Raw genomic sequence first — 18,525 nt, forward strand, 5'->3', positions numbered from 1 at the left:
TCTGTGAAATATGAGTGGCTCTATTTAAACGAATTCAGAACGGTAGCCGAGCTGTACCAAGGGCTGGAAAAATACTTCCAGTTCTACAATACTGAAAGGCTACATCAATCACTGAACTATAAAACACCTCAGGCAATACACTTTGGCTGAGGACTTCAACAACAGTCGGAACATAACTTAAAAAGTGGATCTTGTGGTCTAGACAATGGGGTCCACCATATGTTGCACGGCAAGCTGGTGGCTTTCTGGTCCGCTACGAACTTGCAAGAGAAAGTAATATTTGTACATTTTCAATAAGTGATTCTAAGCAACATGTGGTCAGTCAGTTGGCTGGGGCTATGGGGCTGGGAAGGGCCAGGGTTATTGCTGGAGGAGATACCCGGGACGATATTGACATGATGGCGGGCAGTGGATCCTATCATGTTGAAGAAAAGATCCATGTCAGGAGTAAACAAAATAATGGTGATCCAAACCTTATTCCAGCGAACTCCCGTGGGACAGTGCTTACCAACTTTCTCTCGCAATTTGTTGGGGCTCTTAAGCGAATGATTGAGAGACAAAATCAGGCGTCAGGCTGGCAGTAGTAAACCAGTCCTCCATACAGATCTAGCTGAAGAGCCCTGAAAGAGGACTTGCCCTTAAGTAATAGCTCAGTGAGCAAATGCAGGGAGTTTATCCTGGAGTTTTTTCCCGACTTTGGCCAATGTTTGGATCAATCCGGGCATCTGTTCCAGGTCAATACTGTCCAGAAGGTTTTTCACACCCAGCCCCAGTTCAGTGTCCCCTTCGATCATAAGGCTTCTCTGGAAGAACAGGGTGTCCGGATCTTCCCTGCGGCTGGCCAGTGACAGGAATGCCTTAGAGCTTCCGGAAAATTCAACATCATGATGTCTGGTGCCGGTTGCCACAAGCTGCTTTCCATCAAAGCCGATGTAAAAACAGACATCGATGTCTGAAATGTGGATCTTCAGGCAGCGATTTTCCAGAAAATCGAAGTCTCCCTCCTCAATCGGTACCCGAAAAAGCGGGTTGATCGCCTGGCTGAGTGGTTTGTTGATGATCGGGTCTGGCAGCCACCGAAAGGGGAGGCCGAGCATTCTGATGTCGGGTTTGGGGGGGAGCAGGTTCAAGGAGCTCTCCTTTTTATGGCTATAGCTGGTTAAGCTTCAAATCGCGATTAAGGGTTTCTTCATCCAGCTGATAGAGCCGGTCGAGCAGGTTCAGTTGCAGGGAGCCCGGGCCTGGCGACTCATGACTGGCCCGCTCGCCAGCCACTCCAAAGCAGGCCAGCCCTGATACAGCCGCAAGCAGAGGTGTATCACAGACTGCCAGAAAAGCGCCGATCAGCGCTGTGGCGGTACATCCAGTGCCAGTCACTCTGGCCATCATTGGGTGACCATTGTCCAGCCGGAACAGGGAGTCGCCATCAGTGACATAATCAGTCGCTCCCGTCACGGCAATCACCAGCTGATGCTCTCTGGCTTTGTTCATCAGGAAGTCCAGGGTTGCATCGCTGGAGCAGTCGCTGTCAACGCCCTTGCCACCAGCACTGCCGGTAAACAGGGAGGTAATCTCTGAGGCATTGCCTCGTACAACACTGGGCCTGTACTCCAGAAGGCGACAATTGCATTCCAGTCGATAAGGTGTTGCGCCGACACCCACCGGATCGAGTACCCAGCGTTTTTTGTGAACCCTGGCGGCTTCCGCGGCCAGGATCATGCTTTCCAGACGCGAGGCCGTCACTGTTCCTGTATTGATGACCAGGCTTCCGGTGATGGCCACCATATCGGCCACTTCTTCCCGGGCATGGGCCATGATTGGAGAGGCACCAATGGCAAGAAGGGCGTTGGCAGTACTGTTGGTAACGACCAGGTTGGTGATGTTATGCACCAGGGGTTGCAGCTGTCGTAGCTGGCTTAACGATTGAATAACGGAGTTGTGCATTCGGGAAACCTTTTTATCCATGATCAATAATACCTGTTCATAGTAAGTGATGAATTGACCCAGATCATTGCGTACTGAACTCTTACATTTTTAATCAAAAAATGAAGGGTAGATTTCATAGTAGAACGTCGCAGTTGATATGCCTGTTTCAGTCATTATAAGCAGGCGTTAGTGTTGCATAAGCTTCAATTATAGCGATAAGAATACTTGTTATTGCTCTGAAATGGCGATATTTTTCTACTCAAGATTTCGGATGTTCTGTCCGGTTCAAGCACTGGGTTCTGGGGAGCTCTCCCTATTCAATGCTGTTTTCTTTCATTTTGTCCTGGCTGAACGTTTTTTCAGCCAAAGGGATGGTTTGTGTTTTGTTCATGGAAATGCAGCCACTTCAGCGAAAGGCTGGTGGTGATATTTCCTGCCATTTGGCGTATCTGGAGTATGGGGGCCATGTTTTTCAATCGCGCTATGATCGCAGATGTTTTTGCGATGATTACTTTTTCTCTGGTGGTTGGAATGAGTGTTGAGCTGCTGGCGGGATTGAGCCTGGAGCAGTCAATGATGTCACGGCTGCTCAGTATTCCGGTGAACCTGATCATCGCCAGGCCCTATGGGTTATACCGGGACTGGGTGATGCTCCGTGGCCGAGCCTGGAAGGGTGGATTTGTCCGGCTGGCACTGCTGGATGCACTGGCTTATCTGTCTTTTCAAACCCCTGTTTATGCCGTTCTGGTGGCTTCAACAGGAGCGGGGCTTGATCAGGTTCTGGCCGCTTGTGCAGGGCAGCTGGGAGCTATGCTGGTGATGGGGCGACCCTATGGACTTTACCTGCAGAGTTGTCGCAACTGGTTCAACCCTGCGGCGCTTGGTTCAGCGTAAAAACGATCTCAATTTGTCAAATACTTTAAGCCTTGTTTCGGTAAGTAATTGCCGAAATAAGGCTTTTTATTTTTTTCCCGCCTCTGTATAGTTATTTTCCGAAGAGTGCCGGAATAAGCTTATAGCCTTTCCGGTACCTGCCCGAGAATGATGTACGGGCCTGTCCATCTGTACCGGTGCTGTTGCATCCTTGTCGGGTCGTATTGCCTCCCTGGTCTTATCCAGTTCGGTGGAGGCTCCTGGGTTTTGTATGACCCCGTCAATTTTCCTGGTTGAGGTACCCGCTCGCCGGAATAGCGATAAAAAAAGAGCCATGAATCAGGCGCTCTGCCTGCGCAGGTTATTTCACACCACCTGCCTGTTGCCAGGGCCTTCATGGAACATAACAAGCTATATCTCGTATTGAGTTATATCTGTATTAAGTCGTTTATCTACCGCTCTGCCTGTCTTTCCGTGCAGAAGTTGTAGGTCTATGGGCTTGTAATATCAGAGGTTGCGGATCAGCTTCTGAGGATCATCTCAGACGTTTACGACTCATCAACGATTATGAATACAGGGGGTGGCATGTCCTTACTGGAAGTAGAAGGCCTGCGCATAGAGTTTCCATCCCGTCACGGAACGGCGGTAGCAGTCAAGGGTGTATCCTTCACCCTGGAAAAAGGCGAAATACTGGGACTGGTGGGAGAGTCCGGCGCTGGCAAATCCACAGTGGGCAATGCTGTTATTGACCTGTTAAGCCCTCCCGGCATTGTCGCCGACGGCAGTATTACTCTGGATAGCCAGAAAATCAGCGGGTTATCCGGTGAAGCCATACGAAAGATTCGTGGCAAGCGCATCGGCTTTATTTTTCAGGACCCCATGACCTCTCTGAATCCACTGCTGACCATTGAAACACAGCTGGTGGAAACCATCATGGTTAACCTGGGGGTTGACAAGGCGTCAGCGTTTGAGAAAGCCATTGGCCTGCTGGAATCCGTAGGCATTCCTGAGCCGGAAATCCGGATCAAACAATACCCGCACCAGTTTTCCGGAGGGATGCGACAAAGGGTGGTTATCGCCATTGCCTTGTCCGGTGACCCGGAACTGATTATTGCGGATGAACCCACCACTGCCCTGGATGTGTCCATTCAGGACCAGATTCTGGAACTGATTCGCAGGCTCTGCAAAGAGAGGCAGGTGGGCTGTCTTCTGGTGACCCATGATATGGGGGTGATCGCCAATGTCACTGACCGGGTTGCTGTAATGTATATGGGGGAGCTGGTAGAACTGGGTTCCACCAAACAGATTCTGTGTCAGCCCCGGCATGCTTATACCAGGAGCCTGATCAGCGCAGTGCCCCGGACCGATGTCAAACTCCACCGTTTTCCCCGTGTGGAATACATTGAAAAAGAGCAGGGGCATCATATTGACGTCAAAAATCACTGGCTGGGTGAGCGGGAGGTCTTTGGGGAAGTTCACGACGGCATTCTTCTGAAGGTGAAGGATGTCAATCTCAGCTTTGAAACCCAGTCGGCTTTTTTCCGGAAAAACAGGCGCTACGTCAAAGCCTCCAACCAGGTCTCCTTTGAGGTTCGTGAAGGGGAAACCTTCGGTTTGGTGGGCGAGTCAGGATCGGGCAAGTCAACCATTGCCCGCGTTATTGCCGGTCTTTATCCACCGGATTCCGGCGAAATAGAGTTTGCCAGTACCGATATCACCCACTTGAGTGAGAAACAGCGCAAACCGTTCCGGCGCCAGATCCAGATGGTGTTCCAGAACCCCTACTCCAGCATGAATGCCCGGATGACGGTGCACAACATCATTGCCGAACCCATCCGCTTTCATGGTCTGGCGGAATCGGAACGACAGGTCAACAGTATTGTTGATGACCTTTTAGAACATGTGGGTCTGGGGCGTGCAGCTGGGGTTAAATATCCCCATGAGTTTTCCGGTGGTCAGCGTCAGCGAATCTCCATTGCCAGGGCTCTGGCAACACGGCCCCGGTTCCTGATTTGTGACGAACCCACTTCCGCTCTGGATGTGTCGGTGCAGGCCCAGATTTTGAATCTGCTGAAAGACCTTCAGGAAGAGCTGGGGCTGACCATGCTGTTTATCAGCCACGACCTGCCGGTGATCCGCCAGATGTGCGACCGTATCGGTGTGATGAAAATGGGAACCCTGGTGGAAGTGGGGGAAACCGAACGTATTTTTGAGCATCCGGAGCATGAATATACCCGTAATCTGATCAGCCTGATGCCAAGGGTAGATAATCTTTCCAGAGAAGGGCTGGATATAGAGCCCGCTTCTATTCTGAAGGATGGGGCGGGTGAACGACAGTGCAACGCTGTGTCCGCATAAAGAGAAGCTGGTATAGCTCTGGCGCTTTGAGCGGTTTGCAATGAATTGATAACGGTTCAGTTCAGTGAAAAAGACGGCCCTGACGGAGTGGGGCAGCTCGTCAAACAACGGAGTGAATGAAAAGAGAAAACCTGTATTGGGGGTATTATGAAAAGAATGTTGAAGCGAAGTCTGCTGACCAAGGCAGCGGGAGCTGTGCTGGCAGCTTCTATCGCCATAGGGGCCAACGCGGCTTCCCTGAAAATGGCTTATGATGCTGATCCGGTTTCTCTGGATCCCCATGAGCAGCTGTCCGGTGCTACCCTCCAGCTGTCGCACATGGTATTTGACCCTCTGGTCCGTATTGATCAACACCATAAGATTGTGCCCCGGCTGGCGGAGAAATGGGAACGTATTGATGACAAGACAATGCGTTTTACTTTACGTAAAGGGGTAAAGTTCCATACAGGAAATACCCTGACCAGTGCAGACGTCAAGTGGACATTTGATCGTTTGAACAGCAGTCCGGACTTCAAGGCCATTTTCGCACATTTTTCCGGATTAAAGGTGGTGGATGATTACACCTTTGACCTGACCACCAAGGAAGCCTATCCACTGGTACTTAACTCTGCTACTTATATCTTCCCCATGGATCGCAAGTTCTATGAGGGACTCGATGACAAGGGGCAGGACAAAGCGCTACTGAAAAAGCATGGGGAAACTTATGCCTCCCGTCACGCTTCAGGAACCGGCCCCTACATCGTGGCCGAGCGGCAACAGGGAGTCAGGGTTCAGTTCAAGCGGTTTGATGACTACTGGGATAAACAGTCTCCCGGTAATGTTGACACGATTGTCATGACACCCATCAAGGAAGGGCCGACCCGTGTTGCGGCTCTGCTGTCCGGTGATGTGGACTTTATCTTCCCGGTTCCACCCAATGACCACAAGCGCATTCAAAGCTCCAGCTCTACGGATCTGGTGACGCTGCCTGGCACCCGGATTATCACCTTACAGTTGAACCAGGAGCGTGTTGAGGCATTTAAGGATCAGCGGGTGCGTCAGGCGGTGGTTTATGCCATTAATAACGAAGGCATCGTCAAGAAAATCATGAAAGGGTTTGCCACTGCAGCTGCCCAGCAGAGCCCTGAGGGTTATGACGGCTATGTGGGTGATCTCAAGCCTCGGTATGACCTGAAGAAAGCGAAGCAGCTGATGAAAGAGGCAGGGTACGAGAAGGGCTTTACCATCACCATGATGGCGCCCAACAACCGCTATGTAAACGATGCCAAAGTGGCTCAGGCCGTGGCTTCCATGCTGTCAAAGATCAATATCAAGGTGGATCTGAAGACTCTGCCCAAGGCCCAGTACTGGCCGGAGTTTGACAAGCGGGCGGCGGACATCATGATGATTGGCTGGCATGCGGATACGGAAGACTCCGCCAACTTCACTGAGTTTCTGACAGCCTGCCCGGATGAGGCTACTGGCTGGGGTCAGTACAATGCCGGTAACTACTGCAACCCGAAAGTAGACGCCATGGTGAAGGCCGCAGGCAGTGAAACCAATCCTGAGGCGCGGACGAAAATCCTGCAGGATGTGGAGCGGACCCTGTATGAAGAAGCGGCCTTTGTTCCTCTGCACTGGCAGAACCTGGCCTGGGGCGCCAGCAAGAACGTGGCGGCCAAGGACATTGTCAATGTGATGAACTTCCCCTATCTGGGTGACCTGGTGGTTTCAGAATAAGGCAGTTGTCTTGTTTACCTCACTTTGATCTAAACCAGAGCCTCCTGGGTGAATGTCCTTTGTGGCAGCGCCTGGAGGCTGTTAACAAGCTGCCCGCCCCAGTGCCGAGCACTGGAGCGAGCACTTTCATCGTCAATAACCGTTACTCAATAAAGCACTGCGTACTTGAAACCCTGTTTTCTTTCGCATCTTGCGTGTCTTGCGCATCTAGAAATAGAAAGGTGAAAAATGCTGTTGTTTTTAATGCGAAGACTGGTACAGGGACTGGTGGTGATGTTTGTCATCAGTATCATCAGTTTTTCTATACAGGACAATCTTGGAGACCCGCTTCGTGAGCTGGTCGGACAGTCCGTCTCAGAGGCTGAGCGTCAGCAGCTGCGGGATGAGCTGGGCCTGAACGATCCTTTTCTGGTGCAGTACAGCCGGTTTATGGGCAAGGCCCTGCAAGGGGATCTTGGTCAGTCCTATTTTTTCAAAGAACCGGCCCTGGACGTTATTTTTGCCAAAATGCCCGCTACCCTTGAGCTGGTCTTTGGCGCTGCCCTGATCATTATTCTGGTGTCGGTACCCGCCGGAGTGTATTGTGCGATCCGCCCTGACAGTTGGCTGACGCGGCTGATACTGGGCTTCAGTATTCTCGGCATATCGGTACCTGTATTCCTGACGGCCATCTTCAGTATCTATATTTTCTCCATTGAGCTGGGCTGGCTGCCTTCCTACGGACGGGGCGAGCTTATGCCGATGTTCTTGGGCTGGGAAAGTGGTTTCTTTACCCGGGATGGCTTGCTTCACCTGATTCTGCCCTCCATTTCCCTGGCCAGCATCATGTTGCCACTGTTTATTCGCCTGATCCGTTCCGAGATGGTGGAGGTCTTGCACACGGAATACGTCAAATTTGCCAAAGCCAAAGGCTTGAAGAAAGCCCGGATCTATTTTCTCCATGCCCTGAAGAACACCATGCTTCCTGTGATTACAGTGGGGGGGGTGCAGATCGGAACCATGGTCGCCTATACCATTCTGACTGAAACCGTATTCCAGTGGCCAGGAATGGGCTTCCTGTTTCTGGAGGCAGTGAACCGTGTGGATACGCCTTTAATCGTGGCCTATTTGATTGTGGTGGGGGCGATTTTTGTGGTGGTTAACACCCTGGTAGACCTGCTTTACGGTCTGATCAATCCAACCGTGAGACTGGCGAGGAGCAGCCAATGATGACCCAGACGCCTGTTTACCAGCCAGAGAGCCGCTGGCAGCGGTTTAAGAAATCCGCATTCTGGTACAGCTTTACCCGGGACAAGGTCGCCATGATCTGTGCGCTGATCTTTGCCCTGTTTGTTGGAGCGGCGCTGTTGGCCCCGGTGCTGTCTCCCACCAACCCCTATGACTTGTCCAACATCGATATTATGGATTCGGAAATCCCTCCGGCCTGGAGTGAAGAAGGGGACGAGCGTTTCCTGCTGGGAACCGATGCCCAGGGCAGGGATATGTACAGTACCATTTTGTACGGCATGAGAGTTTCCCTGGCCATTGGCCTGTTTGCCGTGATGCTGCAGGCCCTGATCGGGATTGTGCTGGGTCTTGTGGCGGGCTACTTTGGGGGGCGTCTTGACAGCTTTCTGATGCGGGTGGCGGACATCCAGCTGTCGTTTTCAACAATGATGGTGGCCATTATCGTACTGGCGGTGTTTCAGGCGTCTTTTGGCACTGAACTCTACAGCCGGCTGGCCATGCTGATGCTGATTCTGGTGATTGGTATTGCCGAGTGGCCCCAGTACGCCAGAACGGTTCGAGCCTCGGTGCTGGCGGAGAAAAAGAAAGAGTATGTAGAAGCGGCCCGTGTGATGGGCTTTGGGCCAGGGCGGATTATGTTTCGCCATATTTTGCCCAACAGCCTTTCTCCCATTCTGGTGATTTCCACGGTACAGGTGGCCAACGCCATTATCAGTGAAGCGGCTTTGTCTTTTCTGGGGCTGGGTATGCCGGTGTCACAACCGTCTCTGGGCTCGCTGATTTCCAGTGGCTTTGAGTACATCTTCTCCGGCAGCTGGTGGATCACGGTGATTCCCGGTGTGGTGCTGGTGGTGTTGGTACTGGTGCTGAACCTGCTGGGGGACTGGCTCCGGGATGTTCTGAACCCGAAGCTTTATAAAGGCTGACTCTCTTTCTTCAATATAAAAGCCCATGTTTATGGGCTTTTTTTATTTTGACCCTGCAAATGATGGCTCGACTTAGGTAATTGCATATTAATGCTTTTTTATGAATAGCCTGATGTAAAGGATATTACGAATGGATGTTCAAGTCAGCTGCATAATAAGATAAAGGCGATCAATTTTATCTGGGATTCCTATGGTTAGAACACCGATGTCGTCTGGTTTAACGGCTCTCTTAATGTATTTAATGATTCCCCTGGGTGGAATGGTGGTGGATATGTATGTGCCATCACTGCCCTCAATTGCCCGAGATTTTGCGGCCAGTGAATCTCTGGCACAGTGGTCATTTACCGCTGCAATACTTGGGTTTGGCCTTGGACAACCGATAGCGGGTTTTGTTTCCGACGCTTATGGACGCAAGAAGCCCATGTTGGCCGGTGTAGCCTGCCTGATTCTTGCTCTGGTGGTGATTTTGTTAGCCGTTAATGTTTACCAGATTATTGCTGTAAGAGCGATACAGGGATTGGCTGTGTCATTTATCTGTGTGCCTGGCAGGGCGGTGATCAAAGATATTTACGAGGGTGATGATTTTCTTAAAGCCATGAACTGGATAACTATTTCCTTTGCAATGGGGATTACCCTTTCCCCCTTCGTGGGGGGATATATTGAGCATTATTTCAGTTGGAAAGGTGTATTCATCTTCCTGGCTTTATGGTGTTTATTTGGAGGAGTATTCATTGCTTTGTGCTATCAGGAAACGCACTTTGATACTCATCCATTGAAGGCAGAAACCGTGAAATCTCATTTAGGGCAAATGTTCTCTACCCGGGTGTTTGTACTGATAACCGTCATGTGCGGTATTTTTTATGCAATTATTCCGGTATTTAACACCGTTGCTCCATTTCTGGTGCAGGAAGTACTGGGTTACGATGCTGTTTTTTACGGTTACATTGCGCTCGTCCTTGGGGCATGCTGGCTGTGTGGAAACATGCTTAACCGGTATCTGTTTCACGTTTCTGCCCAACACAAGACGTGGTTTGCTCTTTTGTTATCATTGATTGCAGTTCTGGCCAGCATTGGTTACCAGACAGTGTTGGGAATGAATATGGCCGCATTTGTCATTCCTGTGGGTATTATGGTTTTCTCACTGGCTATGCTGTTCCCGCTGTATCTTGGTCGTGTATTTTCAATGTTTGGCCATATTGCTGGCACTGCCAATGCCGTTGTATTCTCCGTGGCGTGGTTATGTACAGCTCTGCTATCGTTTTTTGCCACCTGCCTATCATCTCAGTCAGCATCACTGCTTATGATTTTCTATCTGGTCCTGATTGTCATTGCGTTGCTTATTTTTCACTATGGATTGCTTTGTCGCAGTGGGAAAGGTTCAGTAGTTGTTCTAAGGCAGTAAACAAAGCGTTTCTCAAAGGGAGAAAAATCTTGTTATGAAAGGCTCATGGCTGCGAACTCAAAGCGCACACCTGCTTTCCGGAACCACTTTATCTGGGGCTGGGAAGGCCTGTGTCACAACCGTCTCTGGGCTCGCTGATTTCCAGTGGCTTTGAGTACATCTTCTCCGGCAGCGGGTGGATCACGCTGATTCCCGGTGTGGTGCTGATACTGGTGCTGAACCTGCTGGGGGACTGGCTCCGGGATGCTTTGAACTCGAAGCTTTATAAAGGCTGATTCTCTTCTTTGTACAAAAGCCCGCTTTATGCGGGCTTTTTTATGAATGTTTTTCAGTGGAGTTCTAATTTATTGCCTATTCTCATTAGCCTGTTTCAATAAATAAGATAGGCGAAAGAGTGATTAGATATTTGTCCAGTTTTCTGAAAAAAAACAGTTGTGTTCTTTTTGTCCTCATTTTTGTATGCAGCTCTGCCTTTGCTACCCGGTTTTGTGATCAGTGTGGACAAAAAATAAATGAAAGTCACGGCACTCAATGTGAGCGCTGTATGAAAAATGCCGCAGCGGAAAGCCAGCTTTGTTTGGAGTTGGATATGGACTCACCTTTGCCTAAAAGGCAGGGTATTGGTACATGTATGGCCCCACAAGTTAATAGAGAAGGCTCACCGGAGGTGTTGATTTGTACATTGCCAACTGGTAAGGATGGTGAGAAAAGAACAAGTGGGGATGAGCTGGGAAAGGTCAGTGATTTTGAAGAGGAAAAAGGAAGTGACTTTGTAGAAGAGATAGCAAAGGATAAAGAAGATTCTGAAGGTAGCTCTACCACATCTGGAAGTTATGACTGTGAAGAGATGGTCGCTTCTGGAGGGAGAACGATTACTGACTTTGAGAGGCTTATACAGCAGCTACCCGAAGAGTTGGCTCCCATATTTGTGGCTAAGCATTTTGACGAGAAAATGTCTTTAGCTCAGGTGTGTGATGAAATCGAACAGTACCTTAAAATAGAAAGCGAACAGCAAGCGGAGGTGGAAAGTATCGTTCATGATGCAAATGTTCGGCATTTTATGCATGACTTACAAAGGTATGGAGGTGATCCGGTTGCATTGAATGGTCGGGGTCAGGAACGGAGGGATGAAAATCATTTCGTGGTTAACCCTATATCAATTGTTGATAATGATTTTTCGCATTTAGGTTTGGAGCATATTGGGAATATCAATAAAATAGATTCAGGTGGTGAATTTTCATCTCTTATTGAACGTATTTTTCAAATGATTCACTCAGGTTTAAGAGTTCATTTCTTTCTATTTTTTGATGTTGATTCTTATGTGACAGGAGAATTTCTTAGTAATGGGGAGTCCTCTGATGAGAATCAGGTGGGGATAGCGTTCCATGGATCGCTGTATCAATTTACGCGAGCGGGTTTACAGGATTTTCTTTCATCGGCTAGCAGAAAATTGAAAGAAAAAGGGGATTTTCTCGCTATGCGCTTTTACACTAAGCCTGATTATGGAATATTAACTGAATAGCGATAAAGAATACGAGTAAATCCTTCTTCTGAAATGCCTTTTGCTATTGGAAATGATTTTTCTTCATGAGGGTTAAAGGTATTGCTAGGTTTGGGTTTTAAATGGAACTATGGTTTTTCTTTGTGTATCTCTATGTCCATGGTGATATCACCCTAAAATTTGATCATTACACAGTTATTCCACTGTTGATCCAGGTCAAAAAATAACCGAAGAATTACTGTTATTGTGCCGTTTATTGAAAAATGGACGTTGGTTTTAATTGCTCTGAAGGATGAGTGTCTATACGCGGGTAAATCGTCCGAGGTTGTAATGGGGCAGTTAAAAGAAAGAGAATCTGCGAAGCAGTGTTGCGATATCCTGCTGGGATTATTCGGCTTTAAGCAGAATAAACAAGAGGCTGTATGCTCATTTTCTCCGTTGCTTCATAAAAGCGTTAAGGAGTACGGTTTAAAGTTTGGAGCCTGCCTTAAACTGAAAAAACTGAGCTTTGATCAACTGAATGGCGACAAGCTTCCATTATCCTACCGGAACAAAAAGGGAACGTTTGTTGTTTTAGCCCGTCTTTCCGATGACCAGGCGCTGATTCAATCTCCAGAGAAGAAGTCTCCCCAGGTGATATCAAGGCCTGAGCTTGAACAGGACTGGGGCGGGGAAGTCATTGTTTTGCAGGAGTCCCAGGCTAAATTTGATGTTTCCTGGTTTATCCCGGAGTTTGTCAGACACAGAAAACTGATTTCAGAAGTTTTAGTGTTTTCCGTCATGTTACAACTGCTGGCACTGGCATCGCCGCTTTTTTTTCAGGTGGTTATGGATAAGGTTCTGGTTCACAGAGCCCTTTCAACGCTGGATGTTTTAGTGGTTGTCTTAGTGATTGTGGGCATTTTTGAGGTGGCGTTAACAGGCTTGAGGGATTATCTGTTTGCCCACACCTCAAACCGTATCGACATTCATCTGGGAATCAAGCTTTTCCGTCATGTGCTGGGCTTGCCCCTTCTCTACTTTAAACACCGCCAGGTCGGAGCCATCATTACCCGTGTCCAGGAGCTGGACAGTATTCGTAATTTCCTTACAGGTTCCATGCTGACCCTGGGTGTCGATGTGGTGTTCAGTGCTGTTTTTATTGCAGTGATGGCCTGGCTGTCACCTCTGTTGACAATGATTGTGCTGGCTTCCCTGCCTCTTTATTTTTTGCTGGCCTGTTTTAGCACCCGACCGTTACAGGCACGTATTGAACGACAGTTTGAAACTTCGGCAATCAATACGTCGTTTCTTAACGAGTCAGTCAGTGGTGCTGAAACCATAAAAAGCCTGGCGGTAGAACCAAGAATGGCGCGGCGCTGGGAAGGCCAGACCCGTGATATGGTCGCGGCAGGCTTTCAAAGCCAGACATTAAACAGTCTGGTGAACCACAGTGTCACGCTATTGCAAAAAGTCACCAGCGTAGCGGTTATCTGGGTGGGGGCCAATCTGGTTATGTCCCTTGAGCTGACTATTGGCCAGTTAATTGCGTTTAATATGATGACTTCCCATGTCAGCCAGCCGATCATCAAGTTGATTGAGCTCTGGCAGCAGTTTGTCCAGGCCAGGGTGGCCGTTGATAAGCTGGGGGATATGCTGAATCTTCCCGTTGAGCACAGTGCTGGAGTGGAAAAACCGGGCAAATCCCTTGCAGGGGATGTGCTTTTTCAAAATATCCGCTTCCGGTACCAGCCAAATCTGCCCGCGGTCATCAATGGCGTAAACCTCCATATTAAAGCCGGTGAGTCTTTGGGCATTGTTGGACCCTCTGGCTCAGGCAAGTCCACCCTGACCCGCTTGTTACTGAATCTTTATACGCCAGAGCAAGGTGAAATATCGATTGATGGACAGCCTGTGCACTGTTTTGCACCGGATCAGTTGCGGAGCCAGATGGGTGTCGTACTTCAGGAAAACTACCTGTTCAATCGTAGCGTCAGAAATAACATTGCACTGAAAGATCCTACCCTGCCACTGGAAAACGTCATCACAGCAGCGAAATTAGCGGGAGCCCATGATTTTATCCTCAAGTTACCCCTTGGGTATGACACGGTTCTGGCTGAAGGGGGAGCATCGTTATCCGGCGGCCAACGACAGCGGATAGCGATTGCCCGGGCACTGGCAGCGAAGCCTGAAATTTTGATCCTGGATGAAGCGACCAGTGCCCTGGATGATGAATCCCAGTCGTTGATTCAGGCCAATATGTCGCGTATTGCACAGGGGCGCACAGTGATCATTATTGCCCATCGGCTGTCAACAGTGAGGGATTGCGACCGGGTTATTACTCTGGAGCAGGGTGAGGTAACAGAGTCCGGCAGCCATGAGGAACTATTGGCATTACAAGGCACCTATGCCCGCCTCTGGGAGTTGCAACAGTCACTCAGCAGGGAGGCAGCCTGATGTTTTGGAAACATGTCAAGGTGGCCTGGCAGGCCTGGTTGAAAGACAGAAAATCTGAAAAAGCCATTGTGCGTAACCGGGACGAATATGAGTTTCAGCCCGGTTATCTGGAAATCGTGGAGCGACCGCCAGCCCCCTGGACCCGGCGTACTGCCATTGCGTTAACCCTGTTAATTATCGGGGCTCTGATCTGGTCCATGATCGGTCATCTGGATATTCATGCCCGGGCTACTGGCCGGTTACTGGTGACCAGTCATTCCAAAGTGATCCAGTCCCTGGAAATGGGAGAGATTTCGAGGATTCATGTCCGTGATGGTCAACCCGTAAAGGCGGGAGACTTGCTGGTCAGTCTTAATCGTATCGGTGTTGAAGCAGAAGTGGCTGAACTCCAGGAGCAGTTCGTCTATCTGCGTCTGGAAAAAGCCCGCTTGCAGGCCCTGTTAACCAATAACCCTCCAGAGCATTTTAAAGTACCTGCCAGCGCAACCGCCTCTCAGGCAGCAATGGCAACCCGGCATTTGCAAAGTGAGTGGGATGATGTGGTGGCCAATCTGGACAGTTTTGATAGCCAGCAGGACGTCAACCAGGCGAACCAGAAAGCCCGTCAGTCGGAAATCAGGGCTCTGGAGAGACTGGCGAATAACATCAGTGTGCGGCTGGGTGCCACAAGAACACTGGCTGAGCAGAAAATGCTTCCCAGAATGGACCTGATGGAGCAGGAGCGTGAGCGCCTGGAAGTTGAGCGATTACTGGCCCAGAGGAAGGCGGATATTGAAGTTCTAAAGGCAGAGTACGACAGTCTGACGGAGAAAAAAGAAAGCTATCTGGCCAAAATCCGTCGGGAATATTTTGACAAACTGAGTGAGGCGGAAGGGTCCATTGCGGTCATGTCCCAAAGGCTGGTTCAGGCTGACGAGAAGCGTCGCTTACATAACCTTCGGGCTCCCGTGGATGGCGTCGTTCAGCAACTGGCTATTCATACCAGGGGCGGTGTCGTTCAACCCGCACAGCAGTTAATGGTGATTGTACCTGATCACCAGGGCCTGGAAGCGGAAGTTATGGTACTCAACAAAGATGTTGGTTTTGTCCGCAGTGGCCAGCCGGTGGAGATCAAGGTAGATGCTTTCCCTTATACCCGTTACGGCACGATTGCCGGAGAAGTCATCTATGTTTCCCGGGATTCTGTGCAGGATGAGCAAATGGGCCTGGTTTTTCCTGCCAGGCTGAAACTGGAGCAAAGCACCATTGCAGTTGATCAGAGCAGGGTGCCTTTGCAGGCGGGTATGACCATCATGGCGGAAATACGCACCGGTGATCGCCGGGTCATTGATTATCTGCTGAGTCCGCTGCAGCAATACCAGTCCGAAGCCATGAGGGAACGATGATGTTGGTATCACAGCACGCTGACCCACTGTTCCTGGATGATGGTACGGACAAAGAAACCGATCATGGCTTAAAAGCCCTGGCCTATGCCGCCCAGAGCTGGAAAAAGTCCATAAACCCCGATCATTTAGCGCACCATCTGGGAAAAGCAGAGAACACCATAAGCAGCCTTGACCTTTGCCGCTGTGCCCGATGGATCGGCTTGAAAGCCCGTAAGGTTGTGACTCAAACTGAGCGATTGCCTGCCTTACCGCTGCCCGCCCTGTTAAAGACGAACAGTGGCTGGCTGGTGTTAAAGTCCGTTGAGGATGGACGTGTCACACTGTATCACCCGGGAACCCGCAATAGCCGGAGTTATCCACTGTCACACTTTGTCAGCCAGTGGACCGGTGAGGGGATTCTCCTGGCAGAAAAAGGTGGGGAAACCCTTCAGCAGAAGTTTGGGTTCAGCTGGTTTATACCCTCCATACGAAAGCATATAAGGCAGTTTCGCAGTGTCTTGCTGGTTTCTCTGATGCTGCAGATGATCCCTTTGGTCACTCCGATGCTGTTTGAAAATGTGATTGACCGGGTGCTGGTCAGCCGCAGTCTTTCCAGCTTACAAGTGCTGGGTATAGCCATGATGGCTCTGGCGATTTTTGAGCCGGTATACGGTTTTATACGTTCATGGCTGTTTGCCAACCTGGCCAGCAAGGTCAATTCTGAGTTGTCCAGCCGGTTGTTCCAGCACTTGCTGGGTTTGCCCCTCGCTTATTTTCAGAAACGTCAGACCGGAGAGATCATTGCCCGAATCCGGGAGATGGGGCAAATAAGGCAGTTCTTGACAGGCTCAGCCCTGACCATGGTTCTGGATCTGGCCTTTATCGGCGTGTTTATAGCAGTGATGTTTGCTTATGCAGCCAAGCTAACGTGGCTGGTCCTTTGTTCGCTCATTATTTACTTCCTGTTCTGGTTATTGGTGGGACCGGTATTGCGGGCGAGAGTCACCCGGCAATATGAGTTGAATGCCGATAACACGGCTTTTTTATCAGAGTCTGTAACCGGCATAGAGACCATTAAAACCACAGCCACTGGCTCGGGCTTTATTCACCAGTGGGAAAAACAACTGGCTGATTATGTTCGAGCCTCCTTTCGAGCCAGGGTGGTTGGCATATGGGCGGGCCAGGGGATTGGCCTGATCCAGAAAATCACCTCGGCCCTGGTGCTCTGGTGGGGGGTAACTCTGGTGATGGATGGCGTGCTCACCCCTGGCGAGCTGGTGGCCTTCAATATGCTTTCCGGTCATGTTACCCAGCCGATTCTGCGCCTTGCCCAGATCTGGCAGGACTTTCAGCATACGCTGATCTCTTTGCGCCGGGTTGGCGATATTCTTGATGAAGCCACTGAAGAGGGGAGTGGCGGCCTGGCTTCGGTGCCGGCATTGGAGGGCAGCGTCTGCTTCAAAGGGGTTCGCTTTCGTTACGACGAAGAGGGCCGTGAAGTGTTGCAAAACCTTAATCTTGAAATAAAGCCCGGTGAGTTTATTGGTATTACCGGCCCATCCGGCTCAGGAAAATCAACGCTGACGAAACTCCTGCAGCGGTTGTATGTACCCCAACATGGTCAGGTACTGGTAGACGGCATTGATCTGGCTATTGCCGACCCGGTGACACTCCGTCGGAATATGAGCGTGGTGTTGCAGGAAAGTGTGCTATTTGCCGGGTCCATTGCTGACAACATCCGCTTGTGTTGCCCCCAGGCCAGTGATGAAGACGTCATGAATGCTGCCAGGCTGGCGGGGGCGGACGACTTTATTCAGCAGCAACCCCAGGGTTATGGCACTCAGGTGGGCGAGAAAGGCTGTCGTCTTTCTGGAGGCCAGCGCCAGCGGATTGCCCTGGCCAGGGCTTTAATCACTCGTCCCCGAATCCTGTTGCTGGATGAAGCCACCAGTGCGCTGGATTATGAATCCGAGGCTGCGATTATGGCTAATATGGCCGCTATTTCAAAAGGGCGGACGGTGATCTGTATTGCCCATCGCTTAAATACCTTGCGCCATGCAGATCGAATCCTGGTGATTGATGAGGGCCAGGCCATTGAAGAGGGGGCTCATGATCACCTTATAGAGAAAGGAGGGATGTACGCTAAATTATGGCATTTACAGTCAAATTCTTAATGAGTTGAAAAGGGGGATTTGTTTAAGGGGGGAGTGCTTTAGAAAAGAGGCATTCTGTCTGAGTTGTTTTCAGTTGTTTTATTGTGAATCAGTATCGTTTCATTCAATGAATTTTTCATATTTACAGAATGTGAGGTGAGCATGCCAGAAGTCACTGAATTTGGTAATAGCATTAACAGCATGACGCTGTCATCGGATTCCACTATCAGCAAAGATTCTCAAGCTAATTTAATGAAAGCTTTTGGTGCTGGTTTTTCTCAGATGTTCAGAGAAGCTATTACCAATAATGACCCCAATGCCATGAGCATTGAAACAATGCAGGGCTTTTTTTCGAAAGCACTGACTGATGCGGGTGTTGATGCCTCGGTTGCTGACGAGTTGATTGCTTTAACCCGTGATCCTGATATTGTCGGTGCCCTTGAGCATTTTAATAAAACCCTGGCAGGGGAAGATATTTCTGATCAAGTGGCTGTTGACTCGGGGGTGTTACCCTCAGGGCAAAAACATGATCACCAATTGAACAGCGCCATCAAGAAACAGCCTGTATAATCAGGGTTTTTCCTGTCTTTCGATGTCTGCAAAAGCCCTGTTTTCCAAATTCTCCTCGCTCACTGATAAG

The 18,525-nt window shown here is 49.8% G+C and carries 14 protein-coding genes and 1 pseudogene; 13 read left to right on the forward strand and 2 right to left on the reverse strand.

Translation table 11 applies throughout. The features are described 5' to 3' along the window. Nucleotides 1-3: 3 nt before the first annotated feature. Entirely contained in the window at nucleotides 4-150 is a 147-nt protein-coding gene (locus ACNRUY_RS21925; protein ID WP_488110674.1) for an integrase core domain-containing protein, read from the forward strand. A gap of 500 nt (nucleotides 151-650) precedes the next feature. On the opposite strand, the gene ubiT is transcribed toward ACNRUY_RS21925, so the two are convergent. Together ubiT and thiM are read right to left on the reverse strand one after the other, a co-directional pair. Beyond that, the gene (ubiT, locus tag ACNRUY_RS21930; RefSeq protein ID WP_488113796.1) at nucleotides 651-1,130 is read right to left on the reverse strand and encodes a ubiquinone anaerobic biosynthesis accessory factor UbiT; all 480 of its coding nucleotides are present in this window, start codon (nucleotides 1,128-1,130) and stop codon (nucleotides 651-653) included. Between the two features lie 19 nt (nucleotides 1,131-1,149). Next, on the reverse strand, nucleotides 1,150-1,965 hold the full coding sequence (gene thiM, locus ACNRUY_RS21935; protein WP_488113797.1) for a hydroxyethylthiazole kinase: 816 nt from the start codon (nucleotides 1,963-1,965) through the stop codon (nucleotides 1,150-1,152). 426 nt (nucleotides 1,966-2,391) lie between these two features. Here thiM and alaE point away from each other — a divergent pair, with 426 nt between their 5' ends. The 12 genes and pseudogenes from alaE to ACNRUY_RS21995 all read left to right on the forward strand — a co-directional run bounded on the left by alaE (nucleotide 2,392) and on the right by ACNRUY_RS21995 (nucleotide 18,455). Next, on the forward strand, nucleotides 2,392-2,820 hold the full coding sequence (gene alaE / locus ACNRUY_RS21940) for an L-alanine exporter AlaE (RefSeq protein ID WP_488113798.1): 429 nt from the start codon (nucleotides 2,392-2,394) through the stop codon (nucleotides 2,818-2,820). Between the two features lie 564 nt (nucleotides 2,821-3,384). Beyond that, nucleotides 3,385-5,157 carry an ABC transporter ATP-binding protein gene (locus ACNRUY_RS21945; protein ID WP_488113799.1) on the forward strand — a complete coding sequence of 591 codons (1,773 nt, stop codon included), beginning with the start codon at nucleotides 3,385-3,387 and terminating at the stop codon, nucleotides 5,155-5,157. Nucleotides 5,158-5,304: 147 nt separating this feature from the next. After that, entirely contained in the window at nucleotides 5,305-6,876 is a 1,572-nt protein-coding gene (locus tag ACNRUY_RS21950) for an ABC transporter substrate-binding protein (RefSeq protein ID WP_488113800.1), read from the forward strand. Between the two features lie 228 nt (nucleotides 6,877-7,104). Beyond that, complete coding sequence (locus tag ACNRUY_RS21955) at nucleotides 7,105-8,085, forward strand: ABC transporter permease (protein ID WP_488113801.1); 981 nt, start codon at nucleotides 7,105-7,107, stop codon at nucleotides 8,083-8,085. Beyond that, the gene (locus ACNRUY_RS21960; protein ID WP_488113802.1) at nucleotides 8,082-9,029 is read left to right on the forward strand and encodes an ABC transporter permease; all 948 of its coding nucleotides are present in this window, start codon (nucleotides 8,082-8,084) and stop codon (nucleotides 9,027-9,029) included. The genes ACNRUY_RS21955 and ACNRUY_RS21960 overlap by 4 nt, the downstream gene beginning before the upstream one ends. Nucleotides 9,030-9,288: 259 nt before the next feature. After that, nucleotides 9,289-10,431, forward strand: a complete 1,143-nt coding sequence (locus tag ACNRUY_RS21965) for an MFS transporter (protein ID WP_488113808.1) — start codon at nucleotides 9,289-9,291, stop codon at nucleotides 10,429-10,431. An 89-nt stretch (nucleotides 10,432-10,520) separates the two neighbouring features. Further along, nucleotides 10,521-10,706 (forward strand): annotated as a pseudogene (locus tag ACNRUY_RS21970) (ABC transporter permease); the annotation flags it as partial. A gap of 269 nt (nucleotides 10,707-10,975) precedes the next feature. Continuing rightward, on the forward strand, nucleotides 10,976-11,953 hold the full coding sequence (locus ACNRUY_RS21975) for a hypothetical protein (RefSeq protein WP_488113803.1): 978 nt from the start codon (nucleotides 10,976-10,978) through the stop codon (nucleotides 11,951-11,953). A 309-nt stretch (nucleotides 11,954-12,262) separates the two neighbouring features. Beyond that, a complete protein-coding gene (locus ACNRUY_RS21980) occupies nucleotides 12,263-14,368 on the forward strand; it encodes a type I secretion system permease/ATPase (protein ID WP_488113804.1) in 2,106 nt (701 codons plus the stop codon). Continuing rightward, the gene (locus tag ACNRUY_RS21985) at nucleotides 14,368-15,753 is read left to right on the forward strand and encodes an HlyD family type I secretion periplasmic adaptor subunit (RefSeq protein ID WP_488113805.1); all 1,386 of its coding nucleotides are present in this window, start codon (nucleotides 14,368-14,370) and stop codon (nucleotides 15,751-15,753) included. Before ACNRUY_RS21980 ends, ACNRUY_RS21985 begins: the two co-directional genes overlap by 1 nt. Beyond that, nucleotides 15,750-17,906 (forward strand): type I secretion system permease/ATPase, encoded by a 2,157-nt coding sequence (locus tag ACNRUY_RS21990; RefSeq protein ID WP_488113806.1) that lies wholly within the window; start codon nucleotides 15,750-15,752, stop codon nucleotides 17,904-17,906. Before ACNRUY_RS21985 ends, ACNRUY_RS21990 begins: the two co-directional genes overlap by 4 nt. A 141-nt stretch (nucleotides 17,907-18,047) precedes the next feature. Then, nucleotides 18,048-18,455, forward strand: a complete 408-nt coding sequence (locus ACNRUY_RS21995; protein ID WP_488113807.1) for a hypothetical protein — start codon at nucleotides 18,048-18,050, stop codon at nucleotides 18,453-18,455. The last annotated feature ends 70 nt before the right edge of the window (nucleotides 18,456-18,525 follow it).

It is taken from the genome of Endozoicomonas sp. Z74, from assembly GCF_057680865.1.